The following is a 17,490-nucleotide window of genomic DNA, read 5'->3' on the forward strand; positions in this document are numbered from 1 at the left end:
AATAAATTAAAAAAATAAAAAATGGAAAAAAATGATGTAATTCAAATGCAAGGACAGATTATTGAAAATCTTCCAAATGCAACATTTAAAGTAAAGTTAGAAAATGATCATGTAATACTTGGACATATTTCAGGTAAAATGCGAATGAATTATATTCGTATTCTTCCTGGTGATAAAGTTACAGTCGAATTAACACCCTATGATTTAAGTCGTGGGCGTATTATATTTAGAACAAAATAAAAATTTTAAGTTAAAATAAAGAGTATAAAAATGAAAGTTTTGGCATCTGTTAAAAGAATTTGTAGAAATTGTAAAATTGTAAAAAGAAAAGGTGTAATTCGTGTAATTTGTAAAGAAGCTCGTCATAAACAGCGACAAGGTTAATTAATATTATGGAAATAAACTTATGACACGAATTGTTGGAATAAATATACCAAATAATCAACATATTATAATCGGTTTGACGGCTATTTATGGTATTGGTCGTTCTCGCGCGAAAAAAATATGTGAAGTAACTAAAATTTCAACTACTAAAAAAATAAAAGATTTAAATGATAATGAATTAGAAAAATTACGTGAAGAAATTTCTAAATTTATAATTGAAGGTGATTTACGTCGTGAATTTTCTATGAATATAAAGCGTTTAATAGATCTTTCTTGTTATCGAGGAATTCGCCATAGAAAAAGTTTACCATGCCGAGGACAGCGCACTAGAACTAATGCTCGTACTCGAAAAGGACCTCGTCGAGCAGCGCAATCATTAAGAAAATAACGCCATTATAATTCACTGAATATTTTCAAGGAGATTTTTATGGCTAAAGTACTCAATAATACTAATGCTCGTATTCGTAAAAAAATAAAAAAACATATTACGGAAGGTGTTGCGCATATTCATGCTTCTTTTAATAATACAATTATTACGATTACTGATAGAAAAGGTTGTACGTTATCTTGGGCGTCTTCTGGTAGTGTAAATTTTAAAGGTTCTCGTAAATCTACTCCATTTGCTGCTCAAGTTGCCGCAGAATCTGCTGGAAAAATTGCAATTGAGCATGGTATTAAAAATTTAGAAGTACGTATTAAAGGACCCGGTCCAGGACGTGAATCTTCAGTTCGTGCATTAAATAATTTAGGTATTAAAATTACTCAAATTGAAGATGTTACACCTATTCCACATAATGGTTGTCGCCCTTCAAAACGACGCCGTGTTTAATTTAATTTATAAAATAATATATAATTTTAGTTGCCTACTAATTAGTGGGCAATTTATTTAAAAACATTTTGTCATTTTAATAAATAAAAATAAAAATTATATAAAAATACCAAAAATTATTATTATAATTATATTAATATATGAAAGGATATTTATGGCTCGATATATTGGCCCAAAAGCAAAACTTTGTCGTCGCGAGGGTATAGATTTATTTTTAAAAAGTGCACGTCGTTCATTAGATTCAAAATGTAAACTAGATTTAAGACCTGGTCAACATGGTAGAATTTCTGGATCTCGTACATCTGATTATGGGTATCAATTCAGAGAAAAACAAAAAGTTAAACGAATGTATGGTATTTTAGAAAAACAATTTCGTCGTTATTTTATTGAAGGGGCTCGTCTTAAAGGAAAAACCGGTGAAATTATATTAAAATTATTAGAATCACGATTTGATAATGTAGTATATCGAATGGGTTTTAGCTCTACTAGATCCGAAGCTCGTCAATTAATATCACATAGAGCATTTTTAGTAAATAAAAAAATAGTTAATATTGCATCATACAAAATAAAACCTGGTGATATAATATCTGTTAGAGAAAAAGCTAAAAAACAAACTCGTATTGCTAATTCCTTAGAATTATCTGAGCATAGTACTCCATTTTCATGGATTACTGTTGATGCAAAAAAAATGGAAGGTGTTTTTAAATCAGAACCAAATCGAAGTGAATTTGCTAATGATATTAATGAGTCATTAATCGTTGAATTATATTCAAGATAATTTTAAATATTAAAATAATAAAATTAATAAATATTTAAAAGGAATATTTTATGCAAAATAGTTTATTGAAACCTCGAATAATTGATGTAAAAACATTAGGATCCAATCATGCTAAAGTTATTATGGAACCTTTTGAACGTGGTTATGGTTATACATTAGGTAATGCTTTACGTCGTGTATTATTGTCATCTATGATTGGTTGCGCACCAACTGAAGTAATAATTTCAGGAGCTTTACATGAGTATTCTTCATTAGAAGGTGTACAAGAAGATATAATTGATATTATTTTAAATTTAAAAGGCGTAATATTAAAACTCTATAATAGAGATTATGCAATATTAAATTTAAAAAAATTTGGAAAATGTGTTGTTTTAGCTTCTGATATTGAATTATTAAGTGATATTGAATTAGTTAACCCAAATCATATTATTGCTCATTTATCTGATAATGGTAAACTAGATATGCAAATTAAATTTGAAAAAGGTCGTGGTTATATTCCTGGTAATATACGTTATTTAACTGAAGATATCAATAAAACAATTGGTCGTATTATTTTGGATGCATCTTTTTCTCCAGTTCGGAGAGTATCTTATGTAGTAGAATCTGCTCGTGTTGAGCAGCGAACTGATCTTGATAGATTAATTATGAATATTGAAACAAATGGTGTAATTACTCCAGAAGAAGCTATTCGTCAATCAGCTCGTGTATTAGTTGATCAATTAAATGTATTTGCTGCATTAGAAAATACTCCAGTAAAAAAAGAATTAGATTCATCTTTAGAAAAAGTAGATCCAATTTTGCTTCGTCCTGTTGATGATTTAGAATTAACAGTACGATCTGCTAATTGCCTTAAGGCTGAAAATATTCATTGCATTGGAGATTTAATTCAACGTAGTGAGAATGAATTGTTAAGAACTCCAAATCTTGGCAGAAAATCTTTAAATGAAATTAAAGAAATTTTGGCCTCTAGAGGTTTAATATTAGGAGTAAGATTAAATAATTGGCCTCCAGTCGAATTTAAAAAATAATTTATATAAAATATATTATAAAAATTATAAAAATATAAGGAAAAATATTACATGCGTCATCGTCATGGTTTTCGTAAACTAAATAGAACTTCTTCTCATCGTTTAATAATGTTACGCAACATGACAATTTCTTTATTGCGTTATGAAATTATTAAAACAACTTTACCTAAAGCAAAAGAATTACGTCGTGTTGTTGAGCCAATATTAACATTAAGTAAAAAAAATACTTTATCAAATAAACGCTTAGCTTTCAGTTATTTACGAGATAGAAAAATTACAATTAAATTGTTTTCTGAATTAGGTCCACGTTATATTAAAATTAATGGAGGATATGTTCGTATATTAAAAATGGGTTTTCGTGTTGGAGATAATGCTCCAATGGCTTTTATTGAATTACTAAATCAAACAAAAAATTAAATAAAATCATATTCAAAATAATTTATGAATTCTCTTATCTGTGGTTCATTAGCATTTGATAATATTATGAGATTTGAAGGAAAATTTTCAAATTCTCTTTTACCTGATCAACTTGATAAAATAAACGTTTCATTTTATTCACCAACTATGAAAAAAGAATATGGTGGATGTGCTGGTAATATTGCATATAATTTAAAACTTTTAAATGGTAATCCATTAATTGTTTCTATTTTAGGAAAGGATGGATCATCTTATTTGAAACATTTAAAGTATTTGGGAATTTCAAATAAATATATACAGAAAATTAATTCAATGTTTACCGCGCAATGTTTTATTGTAACTGATGTTAATAATAATCAAATTACAATTTTTCATCCAGGAGCAATGCAATTATCATATGATGATAATTGCATTAATAATGCTGATATTAAAATAGCAATTATTTCTCCAGATAATTGTTGTAATATGATAAAACATATTAAAAAAATATTAAAATTGAAGATACCATTTATTTTTGATCCAGGACAAAGTTTATCTATGTTTACTAAAGAAGAATTAATAAAAATTATTAAAAAATCTTCTTATATTATTGTAAATGAATATGAATCTAAACTATTAGTTTCTAAAACTTCATTAAGTTTACAAAAAATAAATGAACAAGTTAAAGTATTAATAGTAACACGAGGTGAATTAGGTTCTGATATTTTTTTAAACAATGAAAGAAAAATTAAAATTCCATGCGTAAAAGCTGATAGGATAGTAGATCCAACTGGTTGTGGTGATGCATTTAGGTCTGGTGTTCTTTTTGGGATAATAAACAACCTAGATTGGTATACTACTGGTAGATTATCAAGTTTAATGGGAGCAATAAAAATATCTCATCAAGGCGGGCAAAAACATTGTCCTAGTTTAAGTGAAATCGATCAACGATTTAAAGAAGCTTTTGGTTATAGATATAATTAAATAAATTATTAAAAAATAGTATATCTTGGATTTTTAAATAAATAAAATATAATTTACATAATAAAAAGCTACTAAATGTAGCTTTTTATAATTATTTGAAATTAAGTCTCACGATATTTATTGTTTAAAAATTTATCTATAATCTCATTCCCAATCTAGAGTTCCGCCCGATTGATATTCCATCACTCTTGTTTCAAAAAAATTAGATTCTTTTTTTATATGAATCATTTCACTCATCCACGGAAAAGGATTTCTTTCATATGGAAAAATTTGTTTTATTCCAATTTGTTTCATTCGACAATTTGCAATAAAACGTAAATAACTTTTAAATGTTTTCACATTTAATCCTAATATTCCTTTTGGCATAGTGTCTTCTGCATAATAATATTCTAATTCTATTGCTTTTAAAAATAATTGTTCTATTTCTTTGCAAAATTCTGTGGTCCATAAATTTGGATTTTCCATTTTAATGGTATTAATTAAATCAATACCAAAATTACAATGCATTGATTCATCACGTAAAATATATTGGTATAATTCTGACGAACCAATCATTTTATTTTGACGACCCAATGCTAAAATTTGAACAAAACCCACATAAAAAAAAAGTCCTTCCATGATACATGCAAAAACAATAAGTGATTTTAATAGTTTTTGATCATTTTTTGTATTTCCAGTTTTAAACTTTAAATCAGTTAATACATCAATAAATGGAATTAAAAATTCATCTTTGTCTCGAATAGATTTAATTTCATGATATGCATTAAAAATTTCTAATTCATCTAATCCTAATGATTCAACAATATATTGATATGCGTGTGTATGTATTGCTTCTTCAAATGCTTGACGTAATAGATATTGTCTACATTCTGGTGCTGTAATGTGACGATATGTACCTAATACAATATTATTAGCGGCTAATGAATCAGCTGTAGAAAAAAAACCAAGATTTCGTTTAACTAAACGTCTTTCTTCTTCTGTTAATCCAATTGGATTTTTCCATAATTCAATATCACGTTGCATATTAATTTCTTGTGGCATCCAATGATTTGCGCAGCTAGATAAATATCTATCCCACGCCCAATTATATTTAAAAGGGACAAGTTGATTAACGTCGGTATGCCCATTAATTATTTGTTTATTAATTTTATTAATTCTTTCAAAAGAATTAATTTTTAATGGTTTTTTTTTATTATTAAGTTTTATTGACATTTGATTTTATTTTATTTTATAAAAATATACTTGTTATTATATAATTTTGATAATTTTTTATTTTTAAAAAATTAAATTTTTATATTTTATTGACATGATTCGCATTCATTAACATCATTTATTTCTGAATTTATTAAGCATTTTTTATTATTTTTTATTTCTTGTAAATTTTTATTATATCCTTTTATAGATATTTCATCAAGATTTACGGAATCTATACCCATTTCAAAATTTGATTTTTTTGCATAATTTGCACTTATTGAACGAAGATAATAAGTTGTTTTTAATCCACGTAACCAAGCTAATTTATAAGTTTCATCTAATTTCTTACCAGATTTATTAGATATATAAATATTTAATGACTGTGATTGATCTATCCATTTTTGTCGCACTGAACCAGCTTCTATTATCCAATTTGGAGAAATTTCAAATGCTGTTGCATAAATTTTTCGTAAATCATCAGGAATGCGACTAATTTGAGATAAATTACCATCAAAATATTTAAGATTAGCTATCATAGATTCATCCCAAAGACCTTTTTTTTTTAATTCTTTTACTAAATATCTATTAATTTCTGTAAATTCTCCAGATAAATTTGATTTAATATGTAAATTTCGATAAGTAGGCTCAATAGACGCTGATACCCCAATAATATTTGATATTGTTGCTGTAGGAGCAATTGCAACACAATTTGAATTTCGCATACCAAATTTTTTAATACGATTTCTTAATTTTTTCCAATTAAGACTTTCTGACATATTTACTTTTAAATATTTTGATCCACGCTCTTTTTCTAATAATTTTAATGAATCTTGAGGAAGAATACCTTGATCCCATAAAGATCCATCATATGAACTATAACGACCTTTTTCTTCTGCTAATTCAGTGGAAGCATAATAAGCATAATAACAAATCATTTCCATTGATTGATCAGCAAATTTAATAGCTTCTTTTGATGAATACGGGATTTTCATTATATGTAAGCAATCTTGAAACCCCATGATACCTAATCCAACGGGACGATGACGTAAATTTGAATATTTTGCTTTTTTGACTGCATAATAATTAATATCAATTACATTATCTAACATTCTCATTGCTATACGAATTGTTTTTTTTAATTTAATAGGATCTAATTTACCATTTTTCATATGTAATGTAAGATTTATTGAACCTAAATTACAAACTCCTATTTCATTTTTACTAGTATTTAATGTAATTTCAGTACATAAATTAGAGCTATGAATTATTCCAACATGTTGTTGGGGAGATCGGATATTGCAAGCATCTTTAAAAGTAATCCATGGATGACCTGTTTCAAATAACATAGATAATATTTTACGCCATAAATATAAAGCTGAAATTTTCTTAAATAATTTTATTTTACCAAGTTTTGTTTGATTTTCATATAAAATATAAGATTCTTCAAATTCTTTACCAAATTTATTATGTAAATCAGGAACATCGTATGGTGAAAATAAAGTCCATGTACTTTTTTTTATTACACGTTTCATAAATAAGTCTGGAACCCAAATAGCTATATTCATATCATGAGTTCTTCTTCGATCATCTCCTGTATTTTTTCGTAGTTCAATAAATTCTTCAATATCCATGTGCCAAGTTTCTAAATAAGCACATATAGCTCCTTTACGTTTTCCTCCTTGATTTACAGCTACAGCAACATCATTAACTACCTTTAAGAAGGGTATTACTCCTTGCGAACGCCCATTTGTTCCTTTAATAGGAGAACCTAAAGAACGTACTTGTGTCCAATCATTTCCTAATCCTCCTGCATATTTTGATAATAAAGCATTTTCTTTAATGGATTCAAAAATACCATATAAATCATCAGGAACAGTACTTAAATAACATGAAGATAATTGCGAGCGTATAGTTCCGGAATTAAATAAAGTGGGTGTTGAGCACATAAAATTAAATGAAGAAAGTAAATTATAAAATTTTATTGCACATTTTTCACGATTAGATTCATTCAATGATAATCCCATAGCTATACGCATAAAAAAAAATTGTGGCATTTCAATACGTATACCTTCAATATGCAAAAAATATCTATCATATAAAATTTTTAAACCAAGATAATTAAATTGTAAATCTCTTTCGGGTAATAATGCATTAGAAAGTAATGATAGATTAAATTCTGCTAATTTTGGATTAAGTAATTTATTATCAATCCCTTTATTGATAAATTTTGAAAAATATTCTTTATATTTTATTGGTATATCAATTTGTTTTATTTCTTTTCCAAAAACTTCTTTTTGAATACAATACATTAATAAACGGGCTGTTACTTGACTATAAACTGGATCTTTTTCCATTAATGTACGTGTTGCTAAAATTGATGATTTATGTAGTTCTTTTATAGAAATTCCATTATATAAATTTTTTTTTGTTTCTGATAAAATTAAATTTATATTCACTTCTTTTTCTAATCCTATGCACGCTGAACATATAAACTTGCGAAGTAATTTCATATCAAGTAAACAAGATTTATCATTTTTTATTATATAAATTTCTTTTTCCATTATATTTTTGCTAAAAATAACATCTTGTTTACTTATCTCCTTTAAATTAATAGTCATTTTTTTACTTTAAATTAGTTAAAAATGTTTTAAATTAGTTTTATTTATTTTTTTAAATATAAATTAATTATATAAAAAATTTAGATATTGAATATAATATTTAGTATTGCATATTAATAATTAATAAAATATTTTTTATTAAAATTTAAATTATTAAAATTTAAAATTTTATTTAAATTTTATTTTTTGAAAATTAGACTAATAGTATTAATTTTTAAAAATTTTATATAAAATACATTTTATATTACTTTTATATAAGTTGCTAATTATGTTTAAAAATCTTACTGAACGTTTATCTGATATTATTAAAAAAATGAGAAGGGAAGTACGATTAACTAAGGATAATACTGAAAATATGTTTCGTGAAATTCGTATTTCATTATTAGAAGCAGATGTATCCCTTCCGGTTATAAAAGAATTTATTTCTAATATTAGAAAAAAATCTATTGGAAAAGAAATTTTATATTCTTTAACCCCTGGACAATCTTTAGTTAATTTAGTTCAATATGAATTATCCCATATAATGGGAGCTAATTTAGATAAAAAATATTTTAAGTTAAATCTTTTACCCCCCTTTCCTTCTGTAATATTAGTAGTAGGTTTACAAGGTAGTGGTAAAACTACGAGTATTGGTAAATTATCAAAATATTTACAAAAAAAGAAAAAAAAAATATTAACTGTTTCAGTAGATATTTATCGACCAGCCGCTATTAATCAGTTAAAAATAGTAACGTTAGAATCTGGTTCTGATTTTTTTCCTAGTATAAATACTAATAATTCTGTTGATATTGTAAATTCTGCTTTAAATTATGCTAAGATTAACAATTATGATGTTTTAATTATTGATACTCCAGGTCAAGTAGGTATTGATAAAAAAATGATAAATGAAATAAATTTAATCTATAAAATAGCGCAACCAGTTGAAACTCTATTAATAGTAGATTGTATGTTAGGACAAGATTCTCTTAATCATGCAAAAATTTTTAATAATATGTTAACTCTCACTGGTATTATTCTTACTAAATTAGATGGAGATGCTCGGGGAGGGGCTGCTTTATCTATTCAGTATATTATTAAAAAACCTATTAAGTTTATTGGAATATCTGAAAAAATTTATGGATTAGAAAAATTTGATCCTATTCGTATGACTAATCGTATTTTAGGTATGGGTGATATTTTATCATTAATTAATAGCGCTAAAGAAAATATTAATAAAATTTCTTCAAAGAAAATAGAAAGTAAAAATAAAGAAATATTTGATCTTAATGATTTTAAAGCGCAATTAATACAAATGAAAAAAATGGGAGGATTAAATGTTTTAATAGAAAAATTACCATATTATATTCAAAAAAAAACAAATAAACATGATATAGATAAAACAGAAAAACAAATAAAAAGAATTGAAGGAATTATTAATTCAATGACTTTATATGAGCGTAAAAAACCAGACTCTATAAAAGCAAAAAGAAAAAAACGTATAGCTGCCGGGGCTGGTGTTAATGTACAAGAAATTAACCAAATGTTAATACAGTTTAAACAAATGCAAAATATAATGCAAAAAATTAAAGGAAATAGTATTATGAAAATTATTCGTAATATAAAAAAATATATTAGTTAAAGTTTGAATTAATTTTTTAAATTTTTATTTTTTAAGTTTAGAAAGTATAAATTTTAATATATCAGTTATTGGAACAAATATTGTTTTTTTATTTCTTCTTTCTTGATATTCAGCTGTTTCATTTTTTATAGTATTATTACTTATTATAATTCTGTGTGGAATACCAATTAATTCCCAGTCAGCAAATACCTTTCCTATTCTTTCTTTTCTATCATCTAGTATAACATCAATATTTGCTTCTATTAATGTATTATATAAATAATTTGTTTTATTTTTAATTATTTCATTATTATGATAACCAATTGGACATAATACTACCTCAAAAGGTGCTATTGATTGTGGCCAAATTATGCCATTATTATCAAAATTTTGTTCAATAACTGCGCTCATAACGCGTGTTATACCTATACCATAACAACACATTTGAATTGATTTAAATTTTCCATTTTTATCTAAATAAGAAGCCTTCATTTTATCTGAATATATCGTACCTAATTGAAAAATATGGCCTATTTCAATTCCACGTGTAATTTTTAACAAACCTTTACCATCTGGAGATAAGTCTCCTTCTGTAACATTACGAATATCTTTTATCTCTGGTTTCGGTAAATCACGATTCCAATTAACACCAGTATAATAAAAATTAATTTTATTTGCCCCACATGCAAAATCATTCATAAAAATTACACTATAATCAGCAATAATACGTATTTCTGGTTTAATATAAAGTGGACCTAAATAATTTGAAGATACTCCGAATATATTAATAATTTCAGATTCAGAAGCAAAACGATAATTTTGTAATCCATTTATTTTTCTTATTTTTATATCATTTAATTGATGATCACTTCTTAATAATAATATACAAATTTTTTGAGTATATAAATTAGTATTTATTATTAATACAATTGATCGAATTATCATTGATAATGGAAATTTTAAAAAATTTATTATTTTTTTAAAAGTAGATTTATTTGATGGTATATTAATTAATTTTAAATTTTTAGTAGGTTTATTTATCTTTAAATTATACATACTTTTTGCTGTTTCAATATTAGCGGCATAATTTGAATCTGGACAATATGCAATTATATCTTCTCCTGTTTTTGATATAACATGAAATTCATGCGAAATAGATCCTCCAATTTCTCCATTATTAGCTTCTACTATAAAGAATTTCAAATCAAATTTTTTAAAAATACGTATATAAGTGTTATACATTTTTTGATATGAAAATTTCATGCTTTTTAGATCACAATCAAATGAATATGCATCCTTCATTATAAATTCTCTACTACGAATTAATCCAAATCTAGGACGAATTTCATCTCGAAATTTAGTTTGAATATGATAAAAATTAATTGGTAATTGTTTATAACTATGTATCTCATTACAAATAATGTTTGTTATGACTTCTTCAGAAGTGGGTTGAATAATAAAATTACGATTATATCTATCTTTTACTTTTATAAAATCTGAATTTATATTTTCATAACGACCACTTTTTTTCCATAATTCAATGGGCTGCATAATTGGCATTAATAATTCAATGGAACCAGAATTATTCATCTCTTTTCTAATAATTTCTTGAATTTTATGAATAACTCTTAAACCAATAGGCATATAAGTATAAATTCCAGAGCTAATTTTTTTAATCATTCCAGAACGTATCATTAGTTTATAACTAATTACATCATTATTTCCGGAGACAGTTTCCTTGAGAGTAGAAATAAAAAAAATAGAAGCACGCATATCATTTTAAATTTTGTTATGTAACTTATTTTTATGAAGTAAGTTTAGATAAATAATTAAAAATTTCAAAAATTAATTCAGAACAACCAGTATGTGTTAATGCAGAAATTTTAAAGATTTTATTTTTTGATTTAAAATAATCAACAAAATTTTCTAAATATTTTATTTTTTCTTTTTCAGAAAGAATATCAATTTTATTTAATATAATCCAACGAGGTTTTTTAAATAGTGAAACATTATAATTTTTTAATTCTTGTGTTATTTCATTAATTTCTTGAATTAAATTAATTTTATTTTTAAATAATGATACATCAATAATGTGTAAAAGTAATTTTGTACGTTGTAGATGACGTAAAAATTGGATACCAAGACCGGCTCCATATGAAGATCCTTTAATTAATCCAGGTATATCTGCTATAGTAAAATTATTATAATTAATATTTACCACGCCAAGATTTGGATTTAGTGTTGTAAATGGATAGTTACCAATTTTAGGACGTGCATTTGAAACAGCAGAAATAAATGTTGATTTACCAGAATTTGGTCTACCCAATAAACCAACATCTGCTAAAATTTTAAGCTCTAATTTTAATTCTTTATGTTCTCCCTTAACTCCATTACTTTTTTTGTATGGCACTCTATTAATCGAGGATTTGAAGTGAATATTTCCCTTTCCCCCTTTACCCCCATTGGCTAGTAATATAGTTTGTTTATCTCTAACAAGTTCAGCAATATTTTTTCCAGTTTTATAGTTAATAATTAAAGTACCAATTGGCATACGAAGAAATATATCTTTTGCATTTTTTCCATGGCATGCATTACTTCTTCCATTTTCTCCATTTTTTGCTTTTTTTTGCCTGGAAAAAGAATATTCAATTAATGTGTTTACATTACGATCAGCTATTGCCCAAATTGAACCTCCTTTCCCCCCATCTCCACCACTAGGACCTCCAAATGGACGATATTTTTCTCGACAAAAACTAATAATACCATTTCCTCCATCTCCGGCAATTACTTGAATTTTAGCTTCATCTATAAATTTCATAAAAATAAAATAAAATTTAAAATAATTAAATTTTTACGACTGTAACTAATTGTTTTTTTTTCTTGCCATGTTTTAAAAAAAATACCTTACCTTTAATTAAGGAAAATAAAGTGTGATCTCTTCCAATTCCAACATTTTTTCCTGCATGTACTTTTGTTCCCCGTTGACGAACAATAATATTTCCTGGGTTAATTATTTGATTTCCATAAATTTTAATGCCTAATCGCTTAGATTGCGAGTCTCTTCCATTTCGAGTTGTACCTCCTCCCTTTTTATGTGCCATAAAAATTCCTTAATGTTATTTTTTTAATTTATTTTTTTATCATAATTTATAGAAATAATTTTTATTTCTGTATAATTTTGTCGATGACCTTTATTTTTTCGATAGTGTTTACGTCTTTTCATTTTAAAAATTTTAATTTTTTTAAAACGGTTTTGTGCTAATACAATAGCTGAAATTGTAGCATCAGAAATTAATGGTTTACCTAAAATAATATTTTTATCTGTATATATAGCGAGTATTTGATTTAAGATTATTTTTTCTCCAACATTTACAGATATTTTTTCTATTTTAAGTTTTTCATTATTGGTAACTTTATATTGTTTACCTCCGGTTTTAATTACCGCATACATAAAAGAAAACCTTATAGTTTGTAAAATTTAGTTTGTAAAATTTTTTAAAAATTGATTAATTTTATATAAATTTTTATATAATTATATAAAAAAAATATTTTATATATATTTTAATTCTAAGTCAAAAAGTTCTTTTAAAGGCAATATTCCAAAAATTTATTTTTAATTTTTAGATAATGTTTGTTCTAAGTAATTAATATTTATCCCGCCCTTTATGAAATTATCGTCTATCATTATTTTTTTATGTAAAGAAATATTAGTATTTATTCCTTCAATAATTATTTCTGATAAAGCTATTTTCATTCTACAAATTGCTTGTTCACGAGTTAATCCATGAGTAATTATTTTTGCGATCATTGAATCATAAATAGATGGAACATGATAACCGGAATAAATATGAGAATCAATACGAATACCTGCCCCCCCAGGTGAATGCCAATTTTTAATATATCCAGGTGATGGTATAAAATTTAATGGATCTTCAGCATTAATTCGACATTCAATTGCGTGTCCTTTAAATTTGATATCTTTTTGATTATATTTTAATTTTTTACCTGCAGCAATACGAATTTGTTCTTTAACAATATCAATTCCAGTAATAAATTCTGTTACTGGATGCTCAACTTGTATACGAGTATTCATTTCTATAAAATAGAAATTTTCATTTTCATATAAAAATTCAAATGTCCCTGCATTATAATAATTTATTTTTTTACAAGCATTAATGCAAAGTTCGCCAATTTTTTCAATAATTTTTCTTGAAATTCCAATTGCTGGAGCTTCTTCAATTATTTTTTGATTTCGTCTTTGCATTGAACAATCTCGTTCACCAAGCCAAATTGCATTTTTATATTTATCACATAAGATTTGTATTTCTATATGTCTCGGATTTTTTAAGTATTTTTCTATGTATACTTCAGAGTTACCAAATGTAGATTCAGATTCTGATTTAGTGATATTAACTGCATTTACTATATCATTTTCGTTATATATAACACGCATTCCTCTTCCTCCTGCCCCTCCACTAGATTTAATAATTACAGGATAACCAATAGTACGTGCAATATTTATAATTTCCTGTGGATTTTTGGATAATTTTTTATTATATCCTGGTACGCAAGGTATATTCATTTCATTCATAATTTGTTTAGCTGATAATTTATTACTCATCATACGTATAGATTTATAATTTGGTCCAATAAAAATAAAACCAGATTTTTCAATACATTCTGCAAAATTAGAATTTTCAGATAAAAAACCATATCCAGGATGGATTGCTTCTGAATTTGTGATTTCTGCTGCACTAATAATTGCTGGTATATTCATATAACTAAATATAGGTTTATTCGAACCTATACATATTGATTCGTCAGCTAATTTAACGCATTTAGTGTTACGGTCTATCTCTGAATGTACTACAACTGTTTTAATTCCCATTTCTTGACATGTTCGCTGGATTCTTAATGCAATTTCTCCGCGATTAGCAATAAGTATTTTTTTAAACATATTTAGTAATAAGTATTTCTTTTAAAGTAATAAGTATTTTTTAAAAAATTTGAATGTGAATTTTTTAAAAATTTTAGTTTAATAATTTATATTAAATTAATTTTAAAATAAATAGTGGTTGACCAAATTCAACAGACTGTCCATTTTCAACAAGAATTTTTTCAATAATTCCTTTTTTTTCTGAATTAATTTCATTTAATAATTTCATTGCTTCAATAATACATAATGTTGTTCCAATTTTAACTTCAGTTCCAATTTCAACAAATGGGATAGAATTAGGTGATGATGATCGATAAAAAGTTCCAACCATAGGTGATTTAACTATATAATTTTTTGTATCATTTATTTGTAATTTATCGGTACTCAATACTGATATATTTTGTTTTTCTGAGTTTATAAAGTTACATTTTTCATCTGATAAATTTTTTGATTTTAACATTAATATTTTATCATGCAACTTTGTGGATTCTTTAATAATACGAATATAATTTTTTTCTTCTGTTATCTCTAATTCCTTAATATTAGATTTTGCCACAAGATCAATAAGTGATTTTAATTTTTTTAAATCCATTTCAATTCCTAAGTAATTTTATAAATTTTGAAATAAAAAAAATATATTTTAAAATAAAATTAAAAATTATTTATTTTTTTAAATCTTATATTTTAATTTTTTAAATCTTATATTTTAACTTTAAATACTTTAAAATTTTAAAAAATATATATTTTATATTGGATGTTATCATAGAAACAGATGTGTATGAATATAAATTTAAATCCCATTGAATTATAAATTGATTATAAATTTATATTTATTTAATAATAACGGAAATAGATTATGAATTTACTTTTTGAAAAATATGGTACCTTTAAAGTTGGTACAATTTTTTCTCAGAATGGTAATTTTTATCAAGTTAAAATAATTTCTGGTCGACATATTAAAGTAAAAAATAGTGATATTTTGTTACGATTTTCCACCCCAAATCCAGATCAATTAATTAAAAAAGCAAAATTATTAGCTAATGAAATTGATCTTAATTTTTTATGGGAAATTGTTGGAACAAAGAAATTTTACTTTTTTGATCTAGGTATAGAATATTTCGGGCATACTCCATTATCATATGAGGCAGCTAGTTTATTATTTTGTTTACATAATTCTCCTATTTATTTTTATAAAAAAGGGAAAGGATATTATAAAGCGGTACCTAGAGAATTATTAAAGACAACTAAAATTCATTTAGAAAAAAAAAAATTACAAATAAAATTACAAAATGAATATATTAGTAAATTAAAAAATAAGGAAATACCAGATAGAATACAAGATCTGGCTTTACAGTTGCTATTTAAACCAGATAAAAATAGTATAGAATATAAGGCATTAAATATTGTGAGTAGAGAATTACAAATATCTCCAGAACGTTTGATGATTGATTATGGAATAATTAAATCAACTGAACAATTACATTATAAAAATTTTTTATTTCATTTTTTTCCAAACGGTATTACATTTCCAGATTTAATTATATCTAATTTACCAAAATTACCTGTAGCTGATAATATACGCGCATTTTCTATTGATGATGCTTCAACTACTGAAATTGATGATGCTTTGTCAGTTGTTAAACTTTCGTGTGGAAAAATTCAAATAGGAATACATATTGCTGCTCCAGGTTTATGTATAAAACGTAACGATTTAATCGATAATTTTATACGAGAACGCATGTCAAGTATATATATTCCTGGAAATAAAATCACTATGTTACCCAGTAATATAATTAATAAATTTAGTTTAAATGAGGGAAAAACTCGTGCCGCATTATCTCTTTATTCAATATTAAATCCAATAGATTGGTCATTAATTTCTACAGAAACTCGAGTAGAAATGGTTTATATTGTATCTAATTTGAGGAATAATTATTTAAACTCATTAACAGAAGAAATATTAAATTCTGGTGAAGGTAATTATCCACATAAAAATGATATTTCAATATTATGGAAATGGGCAAAAGTTCTTGAAAAGAAACGAATGATTAAACGAAAATATTTTGGTTTACAATCAAAAAAAAGTGATCAAATTGATTTTAATTTTTCTATTAAAAATAATATAGTAACCATTACTTCTTATAAAAGAGACAAATCAATTAATAAAATTATATCAGAATTAATGATTTTTGCTAATACCAATTGGGGTAAATTAATTTCTAATCATAATATTCCTGGAGTTTATCGCGCACAAGGAGAAAGCGAGTATACATCAAAAACACAAGTTCGTATGATAACGCATCCTGCTCCTCATAAAGAACTGGGTGTTAATCAATATGCCTGGAGTACTTCACCATTAAGAAGATATATAGATTTAGTTAATCAATGGCAAATATTGTCATGTATAAAATATAAAAAAATACCTATACAAGCATCCTTTGAATTTGGTGATACAGATTTATTTGATATTATATCATCATTTGATAAATTAAATTCTAGTTATTCTTATTTTCAAAAAAAAATGGAACGTTATTGGTGTTTACGTTGGTTATTACAAAATAAAATTAAATTAATTCAAGCAACTGTTATTAAAAATGAAATTGTTCAGTTATTAAATTTACCTTTAGTAATTCGTTTACCTGGTCAAAAGTTGATACAAGGCGCGCAAGTTAAGTTGAATTTATTATATATAGATGAAATTAATTTAACTATTGAGGCTAAATTATTATGAGTTATAATAATTTTA

At 25.0% G+C, this 17,490-nt stretch carries 17 protein-coding genes and 1 pseudogene; 10 read left to right on the plus strand and 8 right to left on the minus strand.

All coding sequences use genetic code 11. The features are described 5' to 3' along the window. The first annotated feature begins 21 nt into the window (after positions 1-21). From infA to SSDC_RS00315, 8 genes are all read left to right on the plus strand, one after another. Positions 22-240, plus strand: a complete 219-nt coding sequence (infA, locus tag SSDC_RS00280) for a translation initiation factor IF-1 (protein ID WP_020915322.1) — start codon at positions 22-24, stop codon at positions 238-240. 30 nt (positions 241-270) lie between these two features. Then, on the plus strand, positions 271-384 hold the full coding sequence (rpmJ, locus tag SSDC_RS00285) for a 50S ribosomal protein L36 (protein ID WP_020915323.1): 114 nt from the start codon (positions 271-273) through the stop codon (positions 382-384). Between the two features lie 22 nt (positions 385-406). Continuing rightward, positions 407-772 (plus strand): 30S ribosomal protein S13, encoded by a 366-nt coding sequence (gene rpsM / locus SSDC_RS00290; protein WP_020915324.1) that lies wholly within the window; start codon positions 407-409, stop codon positions 770-772. Between the two features lie 39 nt (positions 773-811). Beyond that, on the plus strand, positions 812-1,213 hold the full coding sequence (rpsK, locus tag SSDC_RS00295; RefSeq protein ID WP_020915325.1) for a 30S ribosomal protein S11: 402 nt from the start codon (positions 812-814) through the stop codon (positions 1,211-1,213). 154 nt (positions 1,214-1,367) lie between these two features. Then, the gene (rpsD, locus tag SSDC_RS00300) at positions 1,368-1,991 is read left to right on the plus strand and encodes a 30S ribosomal protein S4 (RefSeq protein WP_020915326.1); all 624 of its coding nucleotides are present in this window, start codon (positions 1,368-1,370) and stop codon (positions 1,989-1,991) included. 50 nt (positions 1,992-2,041) lie between these two features. Next, entirely contained in the window at positions 2,042-3,019 is a 978-nt protein-coding gene (locus SSDC_RS00305; RefSeq protein ID WP_020915327.1) for a DNA-directed RNA polymerase subunit alpha, read from the plus strand. 51 nt (positions 3,020-3,070) lie between these two features. After that, positions 3,071-3,436, plus strand: a complete 366-nt coding sequence (rplQ, locus tag SSDC_RS00310) for a 50S ribosomal protein L17 (protein WP_020915328.1) — start codon at positions 3,071-3,073, stop codon at positions 3,434-3,436. A 24-nt stretch (positions 3,437-3,460) separates the two neighbouring features. Further along, positions 3,461-4,399 (plus strand): carbohydrate kinase family protein, encoded by a 939-nt coding sequence (locus SSDC_RS00315; RefSeq protein WP_020915329.1) that lies wholly within the window; start codon positions 3,461-3,463, stop codon positions 4,397-4,399. A 144-nt stretch (positions 4,400-4,543) separates the two neighbouring features. On the opposite strand, the gene SSDC_RS00320 is transcribed toward SSDC_RS00315, so the two are convergent. Further along, positions 4,544-5,611 carry a ribonucleotide-diphosphate reductase subunit beta gene (locus SSDC_RS00320; protein WP_020915330.1) on the minus strand — a complete coding sequence of 356 codons (1,068 nt, stop codon included), beginning with the start codon at positions 5,609-5,611 and terminating at the stop codon, positions 4,544-4,546. A gap of 86 nt (positions 5,612-5,697) precedes the next feature. Beyond that, the gene (locus SSDC_RS00325) at positions 5,698-8,211 is read right to left on the minus strand and encodes a ribonucleoside-diphosphate reductase subunit alpha (RefSeq protein ID WP_020915331.1); all 2,514 of its coding nucleotides are present in this window, start codon (positions 8,209-8,211) and stop codon (positions 5,698-5,700) included. Between the two features lie 268 nt (positions 8,212-8,479). Here SSDC_RS00325 and ffh point away from each other — a divergent pair, with 268 nt between their 5' ends. Next, positions 8,480-9,829, plus strand: coding sequence for a signal recognition particle protein (gene ffh / locus SSDC_RS00330; RefSeq protein WP_020915332.1), 1,350 nt, complete (start codon positions 8,480-8,482; stop codon positions 9,827-9,829). Positions 9,830-9,853: 24 nt separating this feature from the next. On the opposite strand, the gene SSDC_RS00335 is transcribed toward ffh, so the two are convergent. The 6 genes and pseudogenes from SSDC_RS00335 to accB all read right to left on the minus strand — a co-directional run bounded on the left by SSDC_RS00335 (position 9,854) and on the right by accB (position 15,342). Continuing rightward, entirely contained in the window at positions 9,854-11,581 is a 1,728-nt protein-coding gene (locus SSDC_RS00335; protein ID WP_020915333.1) for a proline--tRNA ligase, read from the minus strand. A 46-nt stretch (positions 11,582-11,627) separates the two neighbouring features. Continuing rightward, a pseudogene (gene obgE / locus SSDC_RS00340) lies at positions 11,628-12,626 on the minus strand (GTPase ObgE); the annotation flags it as partial. Positions 12,627-12,651: 25 nt separating this feature from the next. Next, on the minus strand, positions 12,652-12,909 hold the full coding sequence (gene rpmA, locus SSDC_RS00345; protein ID WP_020915335.1) for a 50S ribosomal protein L27: 258 nt from the start codon (positions 12,907-12,909) through the stop codon (positions 12,652-12,654). A 23-nt stretch (positions 12,910-12,932) separates the two neighbouring features. Continuing rightward, positions 12,933-13,259 carry a 50S ribosomal protein L21 gene (gene rplU / locus SSDC_RS00350; protein ID WP_020915336.1) on the minus strand — a complete coding sequence of 109 codons (327 nt, stop codon included), beginning with the start codon at positions 13,257-13,259 and terminating at the stop codon, positions 12,933-12,935. A gap of 162 nt (positions 13,260-13,421) precedes the next feature. Continuing rightward, positions 13,422-14,765 carry an acetyl-CoA carboxylase biotin carboxylase subunit gene (gene accC, locus SSDC_RS00355; protein WP_020915337.1) on the minus strand — a complete coding sequence of 448 codons (1,344 nt, stop codon included), beginning with the start codon at positions 14,763-14,765 and terminating at the stop codon, positions 13,422-13,424. A gap of 91 nt (positions 14,766-14,856) precedes the next feature. After that, a complete protein-coding gene (gene accB / locus SSDC_RS00360) occupies positions 14,857-15,342 on the minus strand; it encodes an acetyl-CoA carboxylase biotin carboxyl carrier protein (RefSeq protein ID WP_420885227.1) in 486 nt (161 codons plus the stop codon). Between the two features lie 258 nt (positions 15,343-15,600). Between accB and SSDC_RS00365 the strand changes: the two genes are divergently transcribed. Then, positions 15,601-17,475 carry a ribonuclease catalytic domain-containing protein gene (locus SSDC_RS00365; protein ID WP_020915339.1) on the plus strand — a complete coding sequence of 625 codons (1,875 nt, stop codon included), beginning with the start codon at positions 15,601-15,603 and terminating at the stop codon, positions 17,473-17,475. Positions 17,476-17,490 lie beyond the last annotated feature (15 nt).

It is taken from the genome of Candidatus Profftella armatura, assembly GCF_000441555.1.
Taxonomy (GTDB): Bacteria; Pseudomonadota; Gammaproteobacteria; order Burkholderiales; family Burkholderiaceae; genus Profftella; species Profftella armatura.